Annotated in this window: 21 protein-coding genes; 8 read left to right on the forward strand and 13 right to left on the reverse strand. The window is 64.8% G+C overall.

All coding sequences use genetic code 11. The features are described 5' to 3' along the window. Window positions 1–61 precede the first annotated feature (61 nt). The 3 genes from AC6LJY_RS23580 to AC6LJY_RS23590 all read right to left on the reverse strand — a co-directional run bounded on the left by AC6LJY_RS23580 (window position 62) and on the right by AC6LJY_RS23590 (window position 3,947). A complete protein-coding gene (locus tag AC6LJY_RS23580; protein WP_498136885.1) occupies window positions 62–1,279 on the reverse strand; it encodes a lactonase family protein in 1,218 nt (405 codons plus the stop codon). A 28-nt stretch (window positions 1,280–1,307) separates the two neighbouring features. Continuing rightward, entirely contained in the window at window positions 1,308–2,828 is a 1,521-nt protein-coding gene (locus AC6LJY_RS23585; protein WP_498136886.1) for an FAD-binding protein, read from the reverse strand. A 144-nt stretch (window positions 2,829–2,972) separates the two neighbouring features. Further along, on the reverse strand, window positions 2,973–3,947 hold the full coding sequence (locus tag AC6LJY_RS23590) for a GlxA family transcriptional regulator (RefSeq protein ID WP_219990525.1): 975 nt from the start codon (window positions 3,945–3,947) through the stop codon (window positions 2,973–2,975). A 169-nt stretch (window positions 3,948–4,116) separates the two neighbouring features. Between AC6LJY_RS23590 and AC6LJY_RS23595 the strand changes: the two genes are divergently transcribed. Together AC6LJY_RS23595 and AC6LJY_RS23600 are read left to right on the forward strand one after the other, a co-directional pair. Continuing rightward, window positions 4,117–4,473, forward strand: a complete 357-nt coding sequence (locus AC6LJY_RS23595) for a DUF1428 domain-containing protein (RefSeq protein WP_046805380.1) — start codon at window positions 4,117–4,119, stop codon at window positions 4,471–4,473. 104 nt (window positions 4,474–4,577) lie between these two features. Then, a complete protein-coding gene (locus tag AC6LJY_RS23600) occupies window positions 4,578–5,069 on the forward strand; it encodes a VOC family protein (protein WP_046805381.1) in 492 nt (163 codons plus the stop codon). Between the two features lie 43 nt (window positions 5,070–5,112). Here AC6LJY_RS23600 and AC6LJY_RS23605 read toward each other — a convergent pair whose 3' ends face one another. The 3 genes from AC6LJY_RS23605 to AC6LJY_RS23615 all read right to left on the reverse strand — a co-directional run bounded on the left by AC6LJY_RS23605 (window position 5,113) and on the right by AC6LJY_RS23615 (window position 7,014). Next, window positions 5,113–5,625, reverse strand: coding sequence for a DUF1993 domain-containing protein (locus tag AC6LJY_RS23605; protein WP_314359731.1), 513 nt, complete (start codon window positions 5,623–5,625; stop codon window positions 5,113–5,115). Window positions 5,626–5,694: 69 nt separating this feature from the next. Beyond that, window positions 5,695–5,832 carry a hypothetical protein gene (locus tag AC6LJY_RS23610; RefSeq protein ID WP_498136887.1) on the reverse strand — a complete coding sequence of 46 codons (138 nt, stop codon included), beginning with the start codon at window positions 5,830–5,832 and terminating at the stop codon, window positions 5,695–5,697. Between the two features lie 72 nt (window positions 5,833–5,904). After that, window positions 5,905–7,014 (reverse strand): extracellular catalytic domain type 1 short-chain-length polyhydroxyalkanoate depolymerase, encoded by a 1,110-nt coding sequence (locus tag AC6LJY_RS23615; RefSeq protein WP_498136888.1) that lies wholly within the window; start codon window positions 7,012–7,014, stop codon window positions 5,905–5,907. A gap of 417 nt (window positions 7,015–7,431) precedes the next feature. Here AC6LJY_RS23615 and trhA point away from each other — a divergent pair, with 417 nt between their 5' ends. After that, a complete protein-coding gene (gene trhA, locus AC6LJY_RS23620) occupies window positions 7,432–8,076 on the forward strand; it encodes a PAQR family membrane homeostasis protein TrhA (RefSeq protein ID WP_314359733.1) in 645 nt (214 codons plus the stop codon). An 18-nt stretch (window positions 8,077–8,094) separates the two neighbouring features. Here trhA and AC6LJY_RS23625 read toward each other — a convergent pair whose 3' ends face one another. Then, entirely contained in the window at window positions 8,095–8,862 is a 768-nt protein-coding gene (locus AC6LJY_RS23625) for an AraC family transcriptional regulator (RefSeq protein WP_498136889.1), read from the reverse strand. Window positions 8,863–9,048: 186 nt separating this feature from the next. Between AC6LJY_RS23625 and AC6LJY_RS23630 the strand changes: the two genes are divergently transcribed. From AC6LJY_RS23630 to AC6LJY_RS23640, 3 genes are all read left to right on the forward strand, one after another. Continuing rightward, window positions 9,049–9,864 (forward strand): sulfite exporter TauE/SafE family protein, encoded by an 816-nt coding sequence (locus AC6LJY_RS23630; RefSeq protein WP_498136890.1) that lies wholly within the window; start codon window positions 9,049–9,051, stop codon window positions 9,862–9,864. Window positions 9,865–10,107: 243 nt separating this feature from the next. After that, window positions 10,108–10,500, forward strand: a complete 393-nt coding sequence (locus AC6LJY_RS23635) for a DUF4168 domain-containing protein (RefSeq protein ID WP_046805387.1) — start codon at window positions 10,108–10,110, stop codon at window positions 10,498–10,500. Window positions 10,501–10,763: 263 nt separating this feature from the next. After that, window positions 10,764–11,462: a glutathione S-transferase family protein gene (locus AC6LJY_RS23640; protein ID WP_120157542.1), complete on the forward strand. Its 699-nt coding sequence runs from the start codon at window positions 10,764–10,766 to the stop codon at window positions 11,460–11,462. Window positions 11,463–11,516: 54 nt separating this feature from the next. On the opposite strand, the gene AC6LJY_RS23645 is transcribed toward AC6LJY_RS23640, so the two are convergent. The 6 genes from AC6LJY_RS23645 to AC6LJY_RS23670 all read right to left on the reverse strand — a co-directional run bounded on the left by AC6LJY_RS23645 (window position 11,517) and on the right by AC6LJY_RS23670 (window position 17,548). Continuing rightward, a complete protein-coding gene (locus AC6LJY_RS23645; protein WP_046805389.1) occupies window positions 11,517–12,278 on the reverse strand; it encodes an ABC transporter permease in 762 nt (253 codons plus the stop codon). After that, window positions 12,275–13,198, reverse strand: coding sequence for an ABC transporter ATP-binding protein (locus tag AC6LJY_RS23650; protein WP_046805390.1), 924 nt, complete (start codon window positions 13,196–13,198; stop codon window positions 12,275–12,277). The genes AC6LJY_RS23645 and AC6LJY_RS23650 overlap by 4 nt, the downstream gene beginning before the upstream one ends. A 160-nt stretch (window positions 13,199–13,358) precedes the next feature. Continuing rightward, window positions 13,359–14,291, reverse strand: coding sequence for a dihydrodipicolinate synthase family protein (locus tag AC6LJY_RS23655; protein WP_120156327.1), 933 nt, complete (start codon window positions 14,289–14,291; stop codon window positions 13,359–13,361). A gap of 6 nt (window positions 14,292–14,297) precedes the next feature. Continuing rightward, window positions 14,298–15,470, reverse strand: coding sequence for an L-rhamnonate dehydratase (locus tag AC6LJY_RS23660; protein ID WP_046805392.1), 1,173 nt, complete (start codon window positions 15,468–15,470; stop codon window positions 14,298–14,300). A gap of 13 nt (window positions 15,471–15,483) precedes the next feature. Continuing rightward, window positions 15,484–16,515, reverse strand: a complete 1,032-nt coding sequence (locus tag AC6LJY_RS23665; protein WP_498136891.1) for a 4-hydroxythreonine-4-phosphate dehydrogenase PdxA — start codon at window positions 16,513–16,515, stop codon at window positions 15,484–15,486. 49 nt (window positions 16,516–16,564) lie between these two features. After that, window positions 16,565–17,548 (reverse strand): Bug family tripartite tricarboxylate transporter substrate binding protein, encoded by a 984-nt coding sequence (locus AC6LJY_RS23670; RefSeq protein ID WP_498136892.1) that lies wholly within the window; start codon window positions 17,546–17,548, stop codon window positions 16,565–16,567. A 120-nt stretch (window positions 17,549–17,668) separates the two neighbouring features. Here AC6LJY_RS23670 and AC6LJY_RS23675 point away from each other — a divergent pair, with 120 nt between their 5' ends. Next, window positions 17,669–18,598, forward strand: a complete 930-nt coding sequence (locus AC6LJY_RS23675) for a LysR family transcriptional regulator (protein WP_046805395.1) — start codon at window positions 17,669–17,671, stop codon at window positions 18,596–18,598. A gap of 86 nt (window positions 18,599–18,684) precedes the next feature. Further along, window positions 18,685–19,032: a zinc ribbon domain-containing protein YjdM gene (locus tag AC6LJY_RS23680; RefSeq protein WP_046805454.1), complete on the forward strand. Its 348-nt coding sequence runs from the start codon at window positions 18,685–18,687 to the stop codon at window positions 19,030–19,032. Window positions 19,033–19,094 lie beyond the last annotated feature (62 nt).

Consider the following 19,094-nt stretch of genomic DNA (forward strand, 5'->3'; position numbering starts at 1 on the left):
TCAAAGGGGCTTCAAAGTGGCCTGTTGCGCCGGCTATCAAGATCGCCCGCGGTTGCCCCGCCTATGCAAACACCAGGCATACCGGTGTTGGCGTCTGCGCTGCCACTTCCATGTCGCTTAGCTGCCCTGTTGCCGCATCGATGCGCAGGCGCAGGATGGAGTCGCCCTTTTGGTTCAGCGCGTACAGGCTGCCGCCGTCTGGCGCCAGGGTAAGTGCGCGGGGGAAGCGCAGCCCTTCGGCCCAGGTTTGTACGCGGCGTAATGCGCCATCCTTGGCAACGGCGAAGACGGCGATGCTGTCGGCTTGCGCGTGGTCGTTGTCGACGCGGCGGGTAGAGGCGTACAAGAAGCGGCCGGACGGGTGGACAAGCAACGCCGCCGCGTTGCCCGCGCCGGTGAATCCGGGCGGTGTGGCGGGGACCAGGTGGCGCTGCGCCAGCACCCGGCCGGCGTGGGCGTCGTAGCCGAAGCACGCGATTGAGGCGTCAAGTTCGTTCAAGACGTATAACAGCGCGCCATCGGGGTGCAGCGCAAGATGGCGTGGCCCGCCGCCCGCGGGCAGCGTCGTGCGCTCGGACAGCGACAGATTGCCATCCTTGAACGTGAACAGATTGATGCGATCGCTGCCCAGATCGGTGGCCAGGACGCGCTGGCCGGTGGAGTCGAACAGCACCATGTGCGGATGCGCGGATTGCTGTTCGGGGCGCGGCCCCGAGCCGGTTTCCTTGACGATGCCCGACACTTCACCCAACGCGCCGTCGGCCTGGATGGGCAACACGTTGTACGTGCCGCCCCCGTATTGCGCCGTGACCAGGTAGCGGCCGTCTGGCGATACGGCAAGGAACGCGGGCGCGGTGCTGGATAGCGACAGGGGCTGCCGGTTCAGGAAGCGCAGGCTGCCGTCAGCCGGGTCGATCGCATAGGATTCGGCGGTGCCTCGGGCCAGGCCTTCCCATTGATCGATCTCGTTGATGGCGTAGAGAAAGCGCTGCGTGGGGTGCACGGCCAAGTACGACGGGTTGTCGCTTTCCATCACCTGGATCAGATGCCAGCCGCCCTGCGGACGCAGGGCATAGGCGTGTATGCCGCGCGATGGCGGCCCGCCGGCCGTGCCCCCGGGCGCATCGCGGGTATAGGTGCCCACATAGGCGTAGCGGGGGTCGGCGCGCGCGGTGGCGGCGCCCATGGCCGACAGCCAGGGGCCTGCCGCGCCGGCTGCGGACAAGCTTCCGGCGAACTGGATGAAGGATCGGCGGGGTGCGCTGGATAGGGAATTCATGGCGAAGTCCGGCAAGGCGGGCGGCGCGTCATGACGGGCGCACCGACATCGCGTGGTGAAAAACGTTGTTGGGATCGTAGCGGCGCTTGACCTCTTGCAGGAAAGGATAAAGCCCGCCGTCGCCGTAGTACAACCGTGGCCAGAAGGGGTACGCCAGCATGTCGCTGTCGGGGTAGTTGATGTAGCACCCTTCGTAGCGGTCGCCGGGAAACGGGGTGCCGGCGTGGTCGGGCCGGGCTGCCGGGTCGGCATATACGTCGCGATAGAAATCCGCCATCCAGCGTACGTGCAGGGCGTCGTGGTCGGCGTGCGTCCAGTACGTTTGGTATTGCAGCTTCATGATCGACGCCCGCTGGTGCACGGCGGTGTCGCGCAGGCGATCCGGCTGGTTGACGGCGCCCCCGTACGAATCCACCTGCAACAGCGATTGGCGCAGGTCGGCGCCGGGGACGTCGCGCGTCAGGTGGGCATGGATACGCGCGGCTTCGTGCGCCGTGAAATTGCGCTTCATGTAGGCGGATTTGTATTTGCCGCGCTGATTCGGCCCCGAGCCGTTAAGCGTTTGCGTGGCCACCAGCCAGTCATGGCGAATGACCGTATGCGGTTCGCTGCAAAGCAGGTCGCCGCCCGCGCGCGGACGTGGCAAGCCGGGCGTGGTGGCGCGCGCGGCCACCGGTGCGCAAGGGCGAAAGCGATCCAGGAAATCTTGCAGCACGGTCAGGTCCTGGCAGGTGCCGTCGGGGTTGCAGAACTGCACGATCATGACAATCTGCCCGGCGGAGCGATGCGTCAGTTTCAGCAGCGAGAACATGCCCCAGGTATCGGCGTCGCGGCCGCGCGTGTTCCAGTAGCTGCCGTAGATATCCAGCAACTGCGCAAAGCGCCCGGGCGTCATGCCCGCCCAGTCGAATGCGACGGTGGCGATGGCCACTTCGCGCGGGGCGCGGGGCAAGGCGGCAAAACCATAGCTGGTGATCACGCCGAAATTGCCGCCACCACCGCCCCGGCATGCGCGGAACAGGTCGGCATCTTGGGTGGCGCTGGCGGTGCGTGGCACGACATTGCCGTGGGCGTCCACGGTCAGGATATCGACCGCGCTTAACCAGTCGCAGGCCAGCCCTTGCAGGCGCGACAGCAGCCCATACCCGCCGCCGCTGATATGGCCGCCCGCGCCAACCGAGTAGCACGACCCGCCGGGTAGCGACACGCCGTGACGCTTGTAGAGGTCTTGATCGCCATTCCAGTTTTGCGAACCGGCCGCCACACGCAGCAGGCCATCCGAGGACGGCACGCGGTCCAGCAGGCTGAGGTCCAGGATGACGCCGCCGGGATTGTTGGAGACAAAGTCTTCGTAGCAATGGCCGCCGCTGCGTATCGTGGGGCGCTTGCCCTCGGCAACGATACGGCCCAGCGCTGTCGCCGCCTGGGCCGGGGTTTCGCATAGTTCGATGCGCGTGGCCGCATGGCTGGGCCGCGCGGGCCAGCGTAGGTTGAAGCCCTTTTTCAAGGTCTTGTAGCGGGGATCGCCTGGCGTCACGCTGATGCTCATCTTGACTCGCCCTCCTGGCCTGGGATCAGGCCGCGACGTGTCAAGGATAGGCCGGTGGCGCGCCAATAGCTGTAGTAGAAATCTTATTTTCGGGGGGAGTTCGGCCAGCACTTTTGCCAGTGCCATAGCGAATTCTTCGACGTCCTATTGATAGCGGTCCCGATACCCGACGGGCGACATCCCGCAGTGCTTGCTGAAGATGTCGCGAAACGCTTTCGTGTCGTTGTAGCCCACTTCATACATGACTTCGGCCACGCTTTTGCGCGACGTTTCCAGCCGCTTCTTGGCAGCTTCCACCCGCACGCGTTGCAGGTACTGCACGATGCTGTTGCCCGTCGCCTGGCGAAAGCGCCGTTCCAGCGTGCGCCGTCCCATCGCGTGGCGCTCGGCCAGGGATTCAACGGTGATCTTTTCGGTGTAGCAACGTTCGATGTAGCTCTGCACCGCGCGCACGACCTCGTCGGCATGCGCCTTCTGGCCCATGAACACGGCGAACGGCAGCTGGCTCTGGCGGCTCCAGTCCAGCTGGAAGTATTTGGCGCACCAGATGGCGGTATCGCGGTCGGTGTATTTTTCGATCAGGTGCAGCACCAGATGCGCGGCGGAAAACGCGCCGCCGCTGGTATAGACACCGTTTTCGGCCATCACCACGCGATCGCTGATCCAGTGGACGTTGGGAAACAGGCTGGCGTACAGATTTTGCGCCACCCAATGCACCACCGCCTGCTGCCCGTCCAGCACGCCGCCCGCCGCCAGCAAGGCGGCTCCCATGCACAGGCTGGCCACTTCGCCACCGGCGCGATGGTGGCTTGCCAGCCAATCGATCAGCTCGCGGTTGGACAGCACCACATCGGGCACCGCGCCCAGCAGGGGCGGCGCGATGCAGATATCGATACGCGGCGCATCGGCCAGCACCTGGTCCGCCAGCACCTTGATACGCCCGTCGTCCAGGCTGACCTCGCGCGTCAACGCCAGCGTGCACACGTGGAATTGCGGTTCGCGGCCTTGCGCGACCAGGTAGGCGTTGGCCACCTGGAAGCCGTGGCGCGCCGTTTCCAGGGACGCAATATTGGTGCCCGTCGGCAGCAGGAAAGCGACGTTTTTCATGTCGGTAAGCATACGCCCGAGCGCTGTCGCAATCCACCCGCAAGAATGTCGCAATCCCCTATCTGAAAGCGCCGGCGATCCCGATAAAGTGGCGTCTACCGGCCGCTCGTGCCGGGTGGACGCGGCGTGACCAGCGGGCATGCCGAATCCCACACAACAACAGCAACCCGAGGAGTGTGCGATGCAGGAATACATAGATGGTTTTTTGCTGCCGGTGCCCAAGGCGAACGTGCCGGCCTACCAGCAGATGGCGGACCAGGCCAAGGCGGTCTGGCTGGAGCACGGCGCGCTGGATTACCGAGAAGGCGTGGCCGATGACCTGGCCAGCGAAACCTTTCGGTCGTTCAGGGAAGCGGCCAGCGCCAAGGACGACGAAACCGTGGTGTTTGCCTGGATCGTGTACGCCAGCAAGGCCGAACGCGACCGGATCAACGCGCTGGTGATGGCCGACCCCCGTCTGGCCAACACGTGCTGCGAAGGCGTGTTCGATTTCAAACGCATGTGCTGGGGCGGATTCAGCACGCTGGTAGCAAAATAAAAACCGTGGGGCGTGTCGATATCGGCGCCGCCCGTTCGTCGTATGGGCAGGGACAGGGCCTACGGCCTGTCCCCCCAACCCAACACCGATTTTGGAGACGCATCATGGCTACGCCCGCAACCACGCCCATTCCCGCCGGCATGCACACGCTGACCGCGCACATCGTTTGCGAGGGCGCGTCCGACGCCATCGCCTTCTACAAAAAAGCCTTCGGCGCGGAAGAACTGGCGCGCATGCCCGGGCCGGAAGGCAAGGTCATGCACGCCGCCATCCGTATCGGCGATTCGGTGCTGATGCTGATGGACGATTTTCCTCAGTGGGGCAGCCTGGGCCCGAAGGCGCTGAAGGGCTCACCGGTAACGTTGCATCTGTACGTCAAGGACGTGGACGCCTCGTTCAAACAGGCGGTGGATGCCGGCGCCACCGTGGCGATGCCGGTGGCCGACATGTTCTGGGGCGACCGCTACGGCCAGGTGATCGATCCGTTCGGCCACCGCTGGTCGATCGCCACGCACCAGTTCGACTACACGCCCGAGGAAATCCAGCAGAACATGGCCAAGATGGGCGAGATGTCAGGCTGCGGCAACGCCGACTGACCCGCCTGACGGCCCCGCCCTTCCTGGCAACGTCAACATCCGCTTACTGCGAATACGGACCCAGGAAGTCCAGCTTGCCGATCTTCACGCCGGCGTGGCGCAGGATGTCGTAAGCGGTCGTCACGTGGAAGTAGAAGTTGGGCAGCGCGAAGGTCAGCAGGTAGGTATCGCCGCGAAATTCCGGTTTGAAGTCGCCAAAGTTGACGACGATCTGCCGGTCTTCGGCGCCTTCCACCTGTTCGGCCGTCACGCTTTGCAGGTAGGCGATGGTGTTGGCGATGCGCTGCTGCAACTCTTCCAGGGTCTTTTCTTCGTCGGCGAACTTGGGCGCCTGACCTTGCGACAGGCGCTGCACCGCGAATTTGGCGGCGTCGCTGGCGCGTTGGATCTGGCCGGACAGCGGGTACATGTCGGGCGCCAGGCGGGCGTTGACGAGTTCAGCGGGGTCGATGCCGGCGGCCTGGGCATGCGCGGCCGCTTTTTCAAGCAGCGTGGCCAGCACGGTCATGCCGCGGATGAAGACAGGCACGGAGGCCTGGTAAACAGAAAGAGTCATGGCAGAAGTTCCAGTTGGGTCCTGGCCGGCGGCTGCGTCAATGCAGCGCCAACCGGGGATGCGGCGATGTTACCGCCGCGACGAGCCATCGCCATGACGCGCCGGGTCGACATATCCGTTCCCAATCGGCGAACAATCGGTAGCCGGGTCCACTTCCTGGGTCGGGTCCACGTCCTGGGTCGGGTCCACGTTCTGGGTCGGGTCCAAGTCCCGGGTCGGGTCCGGATCTGGGTCGGGAGCTGGCCTGGGTCCCAGTCCGCGTCCGCGCTCACTGCCAGCTCAGGCCCCGGCCCCCGGTTCGCCCGCACCCACGCGCCGCAGTCCCTGAAAAAACCGCCACACCAACGCCGACGCATCCGGGCCGTTGCGGGCGTGGTACTTCACCGACGGATCGCCGCCGCTCCAGGCGTGTTCCAGCCGCGTGATCTCGCACAGGCGCAGCACCGTCTTGCGTCCCCGCGTAAGGTCCACGCGGCGATAGGCCTTCTCGGACCCTAAACCCAGCACACGCTCGATGGGCATGTCCTCGGGGCGCGGGTGGTTCAAGGTGCGAAACTGCTCGAACAATTGCTTGGCGTTGCGCGGGGCCACCGCCGGGTCCAGCTGGCCGTGCAGGATCAGCGCGGGCATGCCCAGTTCGAACGCAGCGGGGTCCGCCACGTCACGCACCAGCGACGGCAACGGCTTGAGCGAGCCGCGCCGCATGGTGCTGATGCCGGCGGCAGCACTATGGGCGTCGCCCACCACCGGACCGGAATGCATGGCCACGGCAGCGATCAACGACGGGTGCCGCAGCGCCACCAGCGCCGCCATGCCGGCGCCCGCGGACAGGCCGGCCACATACACGCGTTCGGCATCCAGCCCATGCCGCGCCACTTCTGATTCGATCAACGCCGCAATCAGGTCTGCCTCGGCGCCGCCATGGGCGTCATCGGGTTGGAACCAGCGCCAGCAACGCTGCACCTGACGCGTCATGGATTGCTGCGGGTACAGCACCATGAAGCCGCCGGCGTCCGCCCATTGGTTCATGCGCGTACCGCGCGCGAAAGCCAGCGCGGTCTGCCGGCAACCGTGCAGCATCACCACAACCGGCATGCCTGCCGGCGCGGCCCCGGCCGGGGTGTAACGCGCAAACGTCAGCTGCCGCCCCTTGCCGTCGGAAAATTGACGCGTGCCTTCCCAGCGCCCGTTGCCCAGCGATGGGGTCGCGGGCTGACGGGTCGCGGCAGCGGAAGACGCGGTCTTGGTAGCGGTCTTGGTAGCGGTCTTGCGTGGGGTGGTGGCGCGCTTTCTGGCGGGCTTGGGCGATGCCATGCGCAGCGCCGTGCGCTGTAGCTTGCTGATCTTCTTTGCGGCTTTGAAAAACAGATTGGAAAAACTGCGCGCCATTGGTAGGCCTCGGCCAGTAAACCTGCTTGAACCTTCCCGGCGTAGCCGGGGCCACCTGTCGCCATGGCGCACAGGCCACCAGCGCGACGGCGATGGTCAGATCGGTAAGGATATCCGTTGCGTCTTGCGCGACTGCGCGAGCGCGGGTGCGAGCCCAGAAAAAAGAACGTGGCCGCCTCTGCGGGCGGTAGAACTCAATCAAAAGGTGTCGGTAAAACAGCCGCAGGAAATGTATCACAGGGTAACCAGCGCTCCCACCCTTTTGTCCTGAGCGGGGCAGCGCCTATTGTTGAAAATCAAAGCGGTGCGGGTTTGCGACCGACTGAACGCCGCCGTGGCGTTGAGCCTGGCGCGCAAAGCGCTTAAGGTGATGACCTTGCAACCCCCATCACGTATCACGCATTCACCAGACGCACCATGTTTCCCAATGACAGACCCCAGACCCTGGGCGAAGAAATCGCCAACACCATCAGCCACGGGATCGGCGCGCTAGGCGCCCTGGCCGCGGCGCCCATTTTGATCGTGGCCGCCGTGCGCCAGGGCGACGCGGCCTTCATCGCGGCGGCCGCGGTGTTCGCGGCGTCGATGTGCCTGTTGTACCTGGCGTCCACCATCTATCACGCGCTGCCGCTGTGCCGCGCCAAGCAGATTTTCAACGTCCTGGACCATTCGGCCATCTACCTGCTGATCGCCGGTACGTACACGCCGTTTGCGCTGGGCGCGCTGCGCGGACCGTGGGGGTGGACGCTGTTCGGCCTGGTCTGGTCCATGGCCTTGCTGGGCGTGGGCCTGAAAGCCAGCAAACGCTTGAACCGGCCGGCGCTGTCCACCGGGCTGTACCTGGCGATGGGCTGGCTGGTGGTCATTGCCATCAAGCCGCTGATCGAAAGCGTGCCCACGGGCGGGCTGGGCTGGTTGGTGGCGGGCGGTCTGGCGTATACCGGCGGCGTCGTGTTCTTCGTGTTCGACAACCGTTGGCGCTACGGTCACTTCATCTGGCATCTATTCGTGCTGGCGGGCACCGTGTGCCACTTCTTCGCGGTGCTCTGGTACGCGGCGTGACGGGCAGGCCGCAGGCTGCTACCGGCCGCGCAAGTAGTCCGTGGGCGATTGGCCCAGCACGCGCCGGAACATCGTTGAAAACGCCGCAGGGCTTTGGTAGCCGAAGTCCAGTGCAATGGTGGTGACGGCCCCGCCCGCAGCCAGCCTTGCCAGCGCCAGCACCACGCAGGCGCGTTGGCGCCATTCGGAAAACGTCATGCCCGTTTGGCGGCGGAAATAGCGGCTGAAGGTGCGCGGGCTCATGTGCAGGCGCGCGGCCCATGCGTCGGGCGGCGTGCGCGCATCCGGCGCGGCGATAAAGGCGCGGCACAGCGGCGCCAGCTTCTTGTCGCGAGGCAGCGGAATGTGCAGCGGCAACACCGGCGCACGGTCGATTTCATGCAGCAGCAAGGCTGCTAGCGCGCCATCACGCCCGTCTGACGCATACGCAGCGGGCATGTCCACCGCTTCCAGCAACAGCTGCCGCAGCAGCGCAGACACCTCGATCACCTCGCAGGCCTGGCGCCCTGCCCGCGCGGCATCTGGCTCGATATACGCGCTACGCGTGCTGACCTCCAGCATGCGCACCTGATGCGTCACCCCTGCCGGAATCCACACCGCGCGCTGGGGCGGCACCACCCAGTTGCCATCGCGTGTGGACACCTGCATCACGCCGGTCGCGCCGTACAGCAGTTGCGCGCGCCGGTGCGAATGCGCGGGCAGCATATGGCCGGTCGGATAGTCATTGCCGATGGCAACCACGGCGCGGTCCAGCTGATCGTAGCGGTCGATGTGCGTATTGCGCATGGCGGGAGCGTGGGGTGGGAGCGTGCGGTGGAAGAGAGGGGGCTGAAGTGCGGGGCTGAAGTGCGGGTCGGGAAATGTGCTGCCCGGCACCGGCTTGGCCGAAACGCAAACATTATTGTCCAAAGCACGAAAGCCGGCCACCACAGCCTTTCGTATCGTGACGACTTCCCAACCTGGACCCGTCCGATGCTCTACCTGATACTGGCTTTCTTTGGCTGCGCCAGCGGCGTCACCACCGTGCTGTTCGGCTTTGGCGGCGGCTTTGTCGTGGTGCCGGTGTTGTATGGCGTGTTGACCGCCGCGCATGGCGCGGACGACGCCGTCGGGGCGTCGGCCATGCACATTGCCGTGGCCACCTCAACCTGCGTCATGGTCGTCAACGCCATCGCCGCCACGCGCCGCCAGCAACGCGCGGGCAACCTTGTGCGGGCCTATATCTGGCCTCTGGCGGGGTACATCGCGGTGGGCGCATTGGTGGGCGCGTTGGCCGCCACGCACGCCAGCGGCACGCTGGTGCGCTGGGCCTTCGTGGCCTACCTGGCGGTGACGATTCTGGACTGCCTGCTGCGCCAGGGGTTCCTGGCGCAAGCCGACGGGGCGGACGCGGTGCCGTTGAGCCCAGGCGTGGTGATGGGCGGCGGCGTGGTGATCGGCATCGTGGCCACGTTCCTGGGCGTGGGCGGCAGCGTGATGACGGTGCCCTTGCTGCGTCGGCGCGGCCTGCCGATGGCCAAGGCGGCGGCCATGGCCAACCCGTTGACGATACCCGTCGCCATTGTCGGCACCGTGGCCTACATGGCGGCGGCGCGCGATCTGCCCGCGCCGCTTGCGCCCTGGATCGTCGGCTATGTCGACCTGCTGGCCTTCGCCGTGCTGGCGCTGGGCGCGCTACTGGGCATCCGCCTGGCGGCGCCGCTGATTCCGCGCCTGCCCGACCGCCTGCATGCGCGCGTCTACATCGCGTTGCTGGTGTTGGTGATGCTGGCCATGCTGCTGATGTGACGGCACCGCGCGCCGCGACGCCAGCACCGCCTTCGGCGGAAAACCGGCACACCTGCGGAAACATCGCGGCCAGCAGCGACTACGAAACCACGCAAAACGTTTCCGAACCGCCCCCCCGGCCCCCCTCCTGACAGGCTGCCCGCCATCGTGTCCTGCCGACACAGGAAAACACATCGCGAAACTTGTCCCATGGCGGTTGTGGTCGTCATCATGGTCGGACATTAACCGGAACACGGAGGTTTCATGCAGCGTTCCAAATACGCATTCCTATCCGCCGCCATCTTGTCGACGGCGCTGTCCGGTGCAGCGGCCATGGCGCAAAACGCCAGCCAGCCGCCGGCGCAACCGCAGATGGCCCCCGCCATCACGCAACCCACCGACCAGCAATTGCAGCGCTTCGCATCGGCATCGCAAAAGGTCTCGGGCGTGGTTGACGAATACCGCCCGAAGGTCGACGCCGCCAAGACCGATGACGCCAAGCAGAAGGTCGTGCAAGAAGCCGACGCCAAGATGGTGCAACTGGTGCGCGCCGACGGTCTGACGGTGGAAGAATTCAACGGGATCGGCCAAGCCGTGCAACAGAATCCGCAGCTCAAGCAGCGGGTGATGAGCATGAGCAAAGGCGCGCCCAAGTAGGGCAACCAAAGTAGGGCAAGGCTGGACCGGGGATTGTCCGGCCTGCGCCACGCGTCCCTTGGGCGCGTGGCGCTTTTCATTGGCGCTTTTCATTGGCGCTTTTCATTGGCGCTTTTCTTTGGCGCTTTTCTTTGGCGCTTTTCTTTGGCACTCTTCATTGGCGCTCTTCATTGGCGCTTTTCCTTGACGTTTCCCGCACGGGCGCAAAGCAGTATCCTGGCAGCCGGTTTGCATTCGACCCACTCGGCAAGGAGCACGGCATCTTGACCCCGGACATCACCCTGTATGACCTGGCTGGCGCGGACGAGTCGCTGCGCTTCAGCCCGCACTGCTGGAAAACGCACATGGCGCTGGCGCACAAAGGCCTGTCGGCCAAGACCGTGCCCTGGCGTTTCACGGAAAAGGAAGCCATCGATTTTTCCGGCCAGAAGCTGGTGCCCGTGCTGGTGCACGGCGAACACGTGGTCAGCGATTCGTGGCGCATTGCCTGCTATCTGGAAGACACGTTCCCCGAGCGGCCCTCGCTATTTAACGGCGCGGGCGGGCGCGCGGTCAGCCTGTTTGCGAACGCCTGGGCCGACACCACCTTGGTGCCCGTGCTGGCGCGCTTGCTGCTGCCGGCCATCCACGGGCTGATCCACGAGAAAGACAAGGACTATTTCCGCGCCTCGCGCGAAAAGCGCTTTGGCCGTCTGGAAGACCTGCCGGCGGGTTACGACGAGCAGATCGGTGCGCTGCGCGCTGCGCTGCTGCCCTTGCGTCACACCTTGGCCCGGCAAGCTTTTCTGTCGGGCGAGCAGCACGGGTATGCCGACTACGCAGTCTTTGGCATGTTCATGTGGGCGCGCTGCACCAGCACGCTGGAACTGCTGGAGGCCGACGACCCGGTGTATGCCTGGCGCGAGCAGTTGCTGGATGCCTTCGACGGCCTGGCGCGCCGTGCGCCGGCCGTTGCTGGCTGATCGAGCTGATCGAGCTGATCGGTCGGGACGGTTGGGACCGTCCCGACCGTTTGATTACGTCTTCAGGCGATAACCCGTCTTGAAGATCCAGCGCACGCCGATCAGACAGGCCAGCAGGAACACCAGCGTCATGCCCACGCTGACGCCGACGCTGACGTCCGACACGCCGTAGAACGCCCAGCGAAAGCCGCTGACCAGGTAGACCACGGGGTTGAACAGCGTGGCGGTCTGCCAGAACGGCGGCAGCATCTTGATGGAATAGAAGGTGCCGCCCAGGAACGTCAACGGCGTGACGATCATCAGCGGAATGATTTGCAGCTTCTCGAACCCATCGGCCCAGACGCCGATGATGAAGCCGAACAGGCTGAACGTCACCGCCGTCAACACCAGAAAGCCCAGCATCCAGATGGGGTGCGCGATGTCGAACGACACGAACAGGCGCGCCGTGGCCAGCATGATCAGCCCCAGGATGATGGACTTGCTGGCGGCCGCCCCCACATACCCCATGACGATTTCCACGTAGGAGATGGGCGCCGAATGGATTTCGTAGATGGTGCCGGAAAAGCGCGGCATATAGATGCCAAAGGACGCGTTGGCGATGCTTTGCGTCAACAGCGACAGCATGATCATGCCCGGCACGATGAAGGCGCCGTAGCTGACCCCGTCGATCTCGACCATGTGCGAACCGATGGCGGACCCGAACACCACGAAATACAGCGACGTGGAGATCACGGGCGACAGCACGCTTTGCATCAGCGTGCGCCAGGCACGGGCCATTTCAAACAGGTAGATAGCGCGAATGGCGTAGAAGTTCATGATTGACCGTGTACCAGGCTGACAAAGATATCCTCAAGCGAGCTTTCCGACGAATTCAGGTCAGTGAATTCAATCTGAAGCCGGCTCAGGTCCTGCAGCAATTGCGAAATCTGCCCGCCGCCCTGGTTGTCGTAGGTGTAGACCAGTTGATAGCCATCGGCGGACAAGTCCAGCTGATAGGCGTCCAGCGCCGTCGGGATGCCGGGCAGCGGCGCCGTCAACGTCAGCGTCAGTTGGCGCTTGCCCAGCTTGGCCATCAGCGCGTTCTTTTCTTCCACCAGGATGATCTCGCCCTTGCGGATCACGCCGATGCGGTCGGCCATTTCCTGGGCTTCTTCGATGTAGTGCGTGGTCAGGATGATGGTGACGCCGCTTTCGCGCAGGCGCCGCACCATTTCCCACATGCCCCGGCGCAGCTCGACGTCCACGCCCGCCGTGGGCTCGTCCAGGAACAGGATGGCCGGCTCGTGCGACAAGGCCTTGGCGATCATCACGCGGCGCTTCATGCCGCCGGACAAGGCCATGATGCGGCTGTCCTTCTTGTCCCACAGCGACAGGTCGCGCAACACCTTTTCGATATAGGCCGGGTTGGCCGGCTTGCCGAACAGGCCACGGCTGAAGGTAACGGTGTTCCAGACGCTTTCAAACGCGTCGGTGGAAATTTCCTGGGGCACCAGCCCGATTTTGGAACGCGCGGCGCGAAAGTCCGACACGATGTCATGGCCATCGGCCAGCACCCGTCCGTCGGACGGGTTGACGATGCCACAGATGATGCTGATCAGCGTCGTCTTGCCCGCGCCGTTCGGCCCGAGCAAGGCGAAGATCTCGCCGCGCTGGATTTCCAGGTTGACGCCCTTGAGCGCCTGGAATCCCGAGGCGTATCGCTTGGATAAACCTTGAACTGATATAACCGGCTGCACACGAGCCCCCAACGTGATCGATAGCCGGGAATTTTACTCGTTACCCTGGCGCCGCTTGGTCGACGTGGTGGAACGCTGTGTTTGGCCCCGGCGGCGAGGCCGGGCCGGGGCCGCGCGATGCGCGCACGGGCGACGCAGCCGCCCTTCGAAGACAAGCCCGTTACCGCCCCCAGCGCAACACCAGCGGCTCCAGCCGCCGCGCCGTTTCCAGCAGGCCCTGGCGCACGTCGTCGCGCATCGGCGGAAACGGATGCCGGGGCGCGTCGCAATCGATCACGCCGCCCGCCTTCATCAGCGCCTTGGCCGTCAGGATGCCGCCCTGGCGGTTTTCGTAGTTGATCAGCGGCAGCCAGCGTTCGTACAGCCGGTAGGCCTCGTCGCGCCGGCCGTCCCGGTGCGCCTCGATGATGGGGCGGATGCCGTCGGCAAAGCCGCCGCCCGTCATCGACCCGGTGGCGCCCGCGTCCAGGTCCGGCAGCAACGTGATGGCTTCTTCGCCATCCCAGGGCCCTTCCACCGCTGCGCCGCCCAGCGCAATCAGGTCGCGCAGCTTCGAGGCCGCGCCCGCCGTTTCGATCTTGAAGTACGACACCTGTTCGATTTCGCGCGCCATCCTGGCCAGCAGCGCGGCGGACAGCGGCGTGCCGGCCACCGGGGCATCCTGGATCATGATGGGAATGTCCACCGCGTCCGACACCTGCTGGAAGAACCCTTCGATTTGCGCCTCGGGCACCCGGATCGTGGCGCCGTGATACGGCGGCATGATCATCAGCATGGCCGCGCCCTGCTCTTGCGCGCGGCGGCTGCGCGCCGCGCACACGCGCGTGCCGAAGTGCGTGGTCGTCACAATCACCGGCACGCGGCCGGCCACGTGTTCCAGGATGGTTCGCGTCAGCACTTCGCGTTCATCGTCCGACAACACGAACTGCTCCGAGAAATTGGCCAGGATGCACAGGCCGTCCACGCCGGAATCGATCATGAAATCCACTGCGCGCTTCTGGCTGGGCAGGTCCAGCTCGCCTGATTCCGTGAACGTGGTGGGCACTACCGGGAAGATGCCGCGATAGCGCGGCGCCTGGGATATGGCAGTCATGGCGGCCTACTCGATGATGTTGAAATCGTTGAGGTATTCGGTTTTCAAGGTCAGCCCCAGGCCCGGCTTGTTGTCGTCCAGGTCGATGAAGCCTTCCTTGGCGACGGGCTCGCCGTCGAAGATGTAGTAGAACAGTTCGTTGCCCACTTCCACGTCGAACATCGGAAAGTACTCGCTCATGGGCGAGGCCAGCGTGCTCATCGTCAGGTGATAGTTGTGCATCTGGCCGGCGTGCGGAATGACCGGCACGCTATACGCTTCGCACAGCGCGTTGATCTTGTGCGCCGCCGTGATACCGCCCACGCGGTTGGTGTCGTACTGCACCACCGACACCGCCTTCCGGTCCAGCAATTGCTTGAATCCGTACAGCGAAAATTCGTGTTCGCCGCCCGAGATCGGAATCGAGGTCAGCTGGTTCAATTCGGCGTAGCCGTCGATATCGTCGGCAATGACGGGCTCTTCCAGCCAGCGCGGCTCAAATTTTTCAAGCTTGGGCAGGATGCGCTTGGCGTATTCCAGCGTCCAGCCCATATAGCATTCCAGCATCAGGTCGGTGTCGTAGCCGATGACTTCACGAATGGCTTGGACCGACTTCAGGTTTTCAACCACGCCCTTTTGCAAGTGCGCCGGGCCGTAGCCAAAGCGCATCTTGAACGCGGTAAAGCCCTGGTCCAGATAGGTCTGCGCTTCGTCTTGCATGGCTTTCAGATCGGTGCGGTACAGCTTGGAGTAATAGACCGGAATCTTCTCCTTGGTACGCCCGCCCAGCAGCTTGAACACGGGCTTGCCCACCGACTTGCCCAGGATGTCCCAGATGGCCAGGTCCACGCCCGAAATCGCCGCCATGGTTACGCCCTTGCGGCCCCACGCGTGCGTGGCGCGGTACATGCGCTGCCACAGGAATTCATAGTCCCAGGGGTCCTGCCCCACCACCAGCGGCGCCAGGTACTGGTCGATGATGGCTTTGGCCACGCGCGGCGCCAGCGCCACGTTGCCCAGCCCGACGATGCCGTCGTCCGTTTCCACTTCCACCACCGTCCAGCCATGAAAGCGGAAGGTGCTCATGGTTTCCTCGCGCGAGGGCACCAGGTCCATGGCGTTGGAGCAGAAGTTGCCTTGCGGCGGCACGGTCTTGCCGGTCCATTCGAAAACGCGGGCGCGGACGGATTTGATTTTCATGGTGTGATCCTGTTCAAACAAGGGAAGCTCGGTGCGACACACCCGTGGACGCACCCATACGGCACGCAATCAGAAACGCCTGCCAGGTAGCGTCCACGTTGGCGCGGCCCTGGCCGGCGATGTCATACGCCGTGCCGTGCGCCGGCGTGGTGATGGGGATGGGCAGGCCACCCTGCACGGTGACCCCGCGCGAAAAGCCCAGCAGCTTGATCGCGATCTGCCCCTGGTCGTGGTACATCGTGACAATTGCCTGGAACTGGCCCGCCTGCGCCTTCAGGAAAATCGTGTCGGCAGGAAACGGTCCAGCGATGGGCAAGCCTTCCTGGTTCAGCTGCCGCACGGCGGGTTCGATGATGTCGACTTCTTCGCGCCCGCACGTGCCGCCGTCGCCGCCGTGGGGGTTGAACGCCGCGACCGCCACACGCGGCTGGGCGATGCCGTTGGCCTGCAACGACCGGTAGATCAGGCGCGTTGCGGCCTTGATGCGGTCCACGCTTAACGCGGCGGCGGCGTCCTTCAAGGGAATGTGCGACGACACGCGCGACGTCCACAAGTCGCCCAACGTATTGAATTCACAGAAGGTGCCCGTCACGCCCAGGTACTGCGCAAAGTGGTGCAGTTCATCGTCGTGCTTCAAGCCGCCCTGCTTCATGGCGAACTTGTTCAAGGGCGCAAAGCAGATGGCGTCGATATGCCCGTCGCGCGCCGCGTCCATGCAGGCGTTCAGCACGCGCAATACCGACGCGCCGCCCGCCGCACCGGCCTGCCCCACGGTCACCTGGTCGGGGCGCACGGTGTCCATGGCCAGCCACGCGGGCCGGCTTGTGTCGGCGCGGGCCCGCACTGCCGCCATGCTGGTCACCGCTTCGGTGGGCACGTCCACGCCGGCCACGCGCTGGCCTTCGCGCCACAGCCAGGCATCGCCCACCAGCACGATATTGGCGCGTTCGCAGGCCTCGGCTTGCGCCAGCAAGCGCGCGATCAGTTCGGCGCCGATGCCGGCCGGGTCGCCCAGCGTCAAGGCCACCACGGGTTTTTGCGGCATATCCGGTTTTTGCTGCATAGCTATCTTTTGCTGCGCGTGCATACAAGCCTCACTCCACGGAAATGTGGTTCTTTTTGATGATGCCGGCGTAGCGCTGGTTTTCGGCGTTATGGAACTGCGCGAACTGCGCCTGGCTCATCGGGGTGATGTCCGCGCCAATGGCCAACAGCCGCGCCTGCGTCTCGGGCATGGCCAGAATGCGGTTCACGTCGTCGTGAATGCGTGTCTGGATGGCTGCCGGCGTGGCGGTGGGCATGTAGATGCCGTACCAGGCGCTCATTTCGACGCCGGGCACGCCGGCCTCGGCCATCGTCGGCACGTCGGGCAGCTGCGGGTTGCGCCGCGCGCTCAGCACCGCCAGCGCGCGCACCTTGCCGCTCTTGATGTGCGGGATGACCGACGACGCGGTTTCGAAAGCGATCTGCACCTGTCCGCCCATCAGGTCCACCATGGCCGGACCGCTGCCGCGATACGGAATGTGCGTCATCTGCACGCCGGTGGCGTCCTTGAAGAGTTCGGCCGCGATGTGTTGCGTGCTGCCCGAACCACTGCTGGCAAAGTTCAATTCACCCGGACGACGCTTCAGCAGCGCGATCAACGCCTGCACCGAGTCCGCCGGCACCTGATTGTTGACCACCAGGATGTTCGGCACCGCGCCCACGAACACCACGGGCGTCAGGTCGCGGTCGTTGTCGTAGGCCAGCTTCAGCAGATGCGGGGCGATGGCGTGGGCGGTGGACACGCCCATCACCATCGTGTGGTTGTCGGCGGACTTGGAGGCCAGATCGGCGGCCAGCGTGTTGGATGCGCCTGGCTTGTTTTCCACGACCACGGTCTGGCCCAGCATCGGCCCCAGCCGGTCGGCCACGGCGCGCGCCATGGCGTCGGTGCCACCACCGGGTGCGGACCCCACCAGCAGGCGCAGCGGCTTGGTCGGCCAGTCGGCGCGCGGCGTCTGGGCGAACGCGGATGCCGACAGGCACAGCGTGCCCGCGGCCAATGCGGCCGTTGCCGCCAATATGCGGATGTTCATGGTTGTCTCCTTGATGTTTCTTGGCCGAATGGGCTAGTTGTTGTGCAGTCATCTTAGAAACAAGGCCTGTTTCCGTAAAATGAAACTTTTGCACCAACCGTTCACCACAGGCGATCAATCATGGAACGCAACTTGAATGTGCCCGCCCTGCTGTCGCGGCTGCGCATGCGGCAGATCGTGCTGCTGCTGGCTATCGACGAACGCGGCACGCTGCGCGCGGCGGCGGCGCAGCTGAACATGACGCAGTCGGCCGCCAGCAAAATGCTGCACGAACTGGAATTGGCGTTGGGGCAGCCCCTGTTTGAACGGGTGGGTCGCGGGCTGGCGCTGACGCCCGCCGGCGTATGCGTGATGGGTTACTTTCGCGGCATGCGCGGCACCATGTCGTCGCTGGCGCGCGAGCTGGACGAATTGCGGCTGGGCAGCGCGGGCAAACTCTTCATCGGCAGCATCATGGCGGCTTCGCCCGGCCACCTGACTGACGCCCTGCTGCGCCTGAAGCAGACCTATCCGCTTCTGGCCGTGGAAATTGCCACGGGCACCAGCGACCTGCTGATCGCGCAGCTGAACGAAGGCAAGCTGGATGTGGTGATCGGCCGCATGCTGACCCTGTCGGACCGCAACTACGTGTTCCGGCCCATCGGCGACGAGGCGCTGTCGGTGATCGCAGCGGTGGACCATCCGCTGGCCGGGCAAAAGCGCTTGGCGTTCGACGCCATGTTGGCGTATCCCTGGATCTTGCAGCCGCACGGCAGCCCGATGCGCGATGTGATCGAACAGGAATTCCGGTCGCACAACGTGGCCACGCCGCCGGGGCTGATCGAGTCCGCGTCCATTTTGACCACCACCAACCTGGCGATGAAGTCGCACATGCTGGGGGTGATTCCCGAGTCGGTGGCCAGCCGGTATGCGGCGCACGGCTTGCTGGCCATCCTGCCCTACCAGATACGCCAGTCGCTGACCGAGTTCGGCAGCATCGTCCCGCGCGACCGCCCGTTAAGCGCGGCGGGCCAGCATTTTGTGGACCTGCTGCACGATATTCAACGATGATGCGCGCGCGTTAGGCGAATTTTGCGTATCGGGGGAAGTACAATCGCCGATTGCGCCCCGCGCGCGTTTTATCCGAGGTTTTCCCCGTGAGTGTCCTGCCCGCCTGTCCGAAATGCCAATCCGAATACACCTACGAAGACGGCGGCAACTACATCTGCCCGGAGTGCGCGCATGAATGGCCCATCGCGGCCGGCGATGACACCGCAGCCACCGAGGACGCCCGCGTCTACCGTGATTCGGCCGGTAACGTGCTGCAGGACGGCGACACCATCACCGTCATCAAGGACTTGAAGCTCAAGGGCTCGGGCGGCGTGGTCAAGATGGGCACGAAGGTCAAGGGCATCCGCCTGGTCGACAGCGACCACGACATCGATTGCAAGATCGACGGCTTTGGCCAGATGAGCCTGAAGTCGGAGTTCGTGAAGAAGGTCTAGCGTCCGGTTGCGCCTGTGACGCTGCCCCGCGCCTGTCTCTTATACACATCTCCGAGCCCACG

The organism is Achromobacter sp. RT286_PF (assembly GCF_059760425.1).

What these genes read in the sequence shown, in the direction of transcription:
- AC6LJY_RS23580 (WP_498136885.1), bottom strand. Translation starts at nt 1,279, where the DNA reads ATGAATTCCCTATCCAGCGCACCCCGCCGATCCTTCATCCAGTTCGCC.
- AC6LJY_RS23585 (WP_498136886.1), bottom strand. Translation starts at nt 2,828, where the DNA reads ATGAGCATCAGCGTGACGCCAGGCGATCCCCGCTACAAGACCTTGAAA.
- AC6LJY_RS23590 (WP_219990525.1), bottom strand. Translation starts at nt 3,947, where the DNA reads ATGCTTACCGACATGAAAAACGTCGCTTTCCTGCTGCCGACGGGCACC.
- AC6LJY_RS23595 (WP_046805380.1), top strand. Translation starts at nt 4,117, where the DNA reads ATGCAGGAATACATAGATGGTTTTTTGCTGCCGGTGCCCAAGGCGAAC.
- AC6LJY_RS23600 (WP_046805381.1), top strand. Translation starts at nt 4,578, where the DNA reads ATGGCTACGCCCGCAACCACGCCCATTCCCGCCGGCATGCACACGCTG.
- AC6LJY_RS23605 (WP_314359731.1), bottom strand. Translation starts at nt 5,625, where the DNA reads ATGACTCTTTCTGTTTACCAGGCCTCCGTGCCTGTCTTCATCCGCGGC.
- AC6LJY_RS23615 (WP_498136888.1), bottom strand. Translation starts at nt 7,014, where the DNA reads ATGGCGCGCAGTTTTTCCAATCTGTTTTTCAAAGCCGCAAAGAAGATC.
- trhA (WP_314359733.1), top strand. Translation starts at nt 7,432, where the DNA reads ATGTTTCCCAATGACAGACCCCAGACCCTGGGCGAAGAAATCGCCAAC.
- AC6LJY_RS23625 (WP_498136889.1), bottom strand. Translation starts at nt 8,862, where the DNA reads ATGCGCAATACGCACATCGACCGCTACGATCAGCTGGACCGCGCCGTG.
- AC6LJY_RS23630 (WP_498136890.1), top strand. Translation starts at nt 9,049, where the DNA reads ATGCTCTACCTGATACTGGCTTTCTTTGGCTGCGCCAGCGGCGTCACC.
- AC6LJY_RS23635 (WP_046805387.1), top strand. Translation starts at nt 10,108, where the DNA reads ATGCAGCGTTCCAAATACGCATTCCTATCCGCCGCCATCTTGTCGACG.
- AC6LJY_RS23645 (WP_046805389.1), bottom strand. Translation starts at nt 12,278, where the DNA reads ATGAACTTCTACGCCATTCGCGCTATCTACCTGTTTGAAATGGCCCGT.
- AC6LJY_RS23655 (WP_120156327.1), bottom strand. Translation starts at nt 14,291, where the DNA reads ATGACTGCCATATCCCAGGCGCCGCGCTATCGCGGCATCTTCCCGGTA.
- AC6LJY_RS23660 (WP_046805392.1), bottom strand. Translation starts at nt 15,470, where the DNA reads ATGAAAATCAAATCCGTCCGCGCCCGCGTTTTCGAATGGACCGGCAAG.
- AC6LJY_RS23665 (WP_498136891.1), bottom strand. Translation starts at nt 16,515, where the DNA reads ATGCCGCAAAAACCCGTGGTGGCCTTGACGCTGGGCGACCCGGCCGGC.
- AC6LJY_RS23670 (WP_498136892.1), bottom strand. Translation starts at nt 17,548, where the DNA reads ATGAACATCCGCATATTGGCGGCAACGGCCGCATTGGCCGCGGGCACG.
- AC6LJY_RS23675 (WP_046805395.1), top strand. Translation starts at nt 17,669, where the DNA reads ATGGAACGCAACTTGAATGTGCCCGCCCTGCTGTCGCGGCTGCGCATG.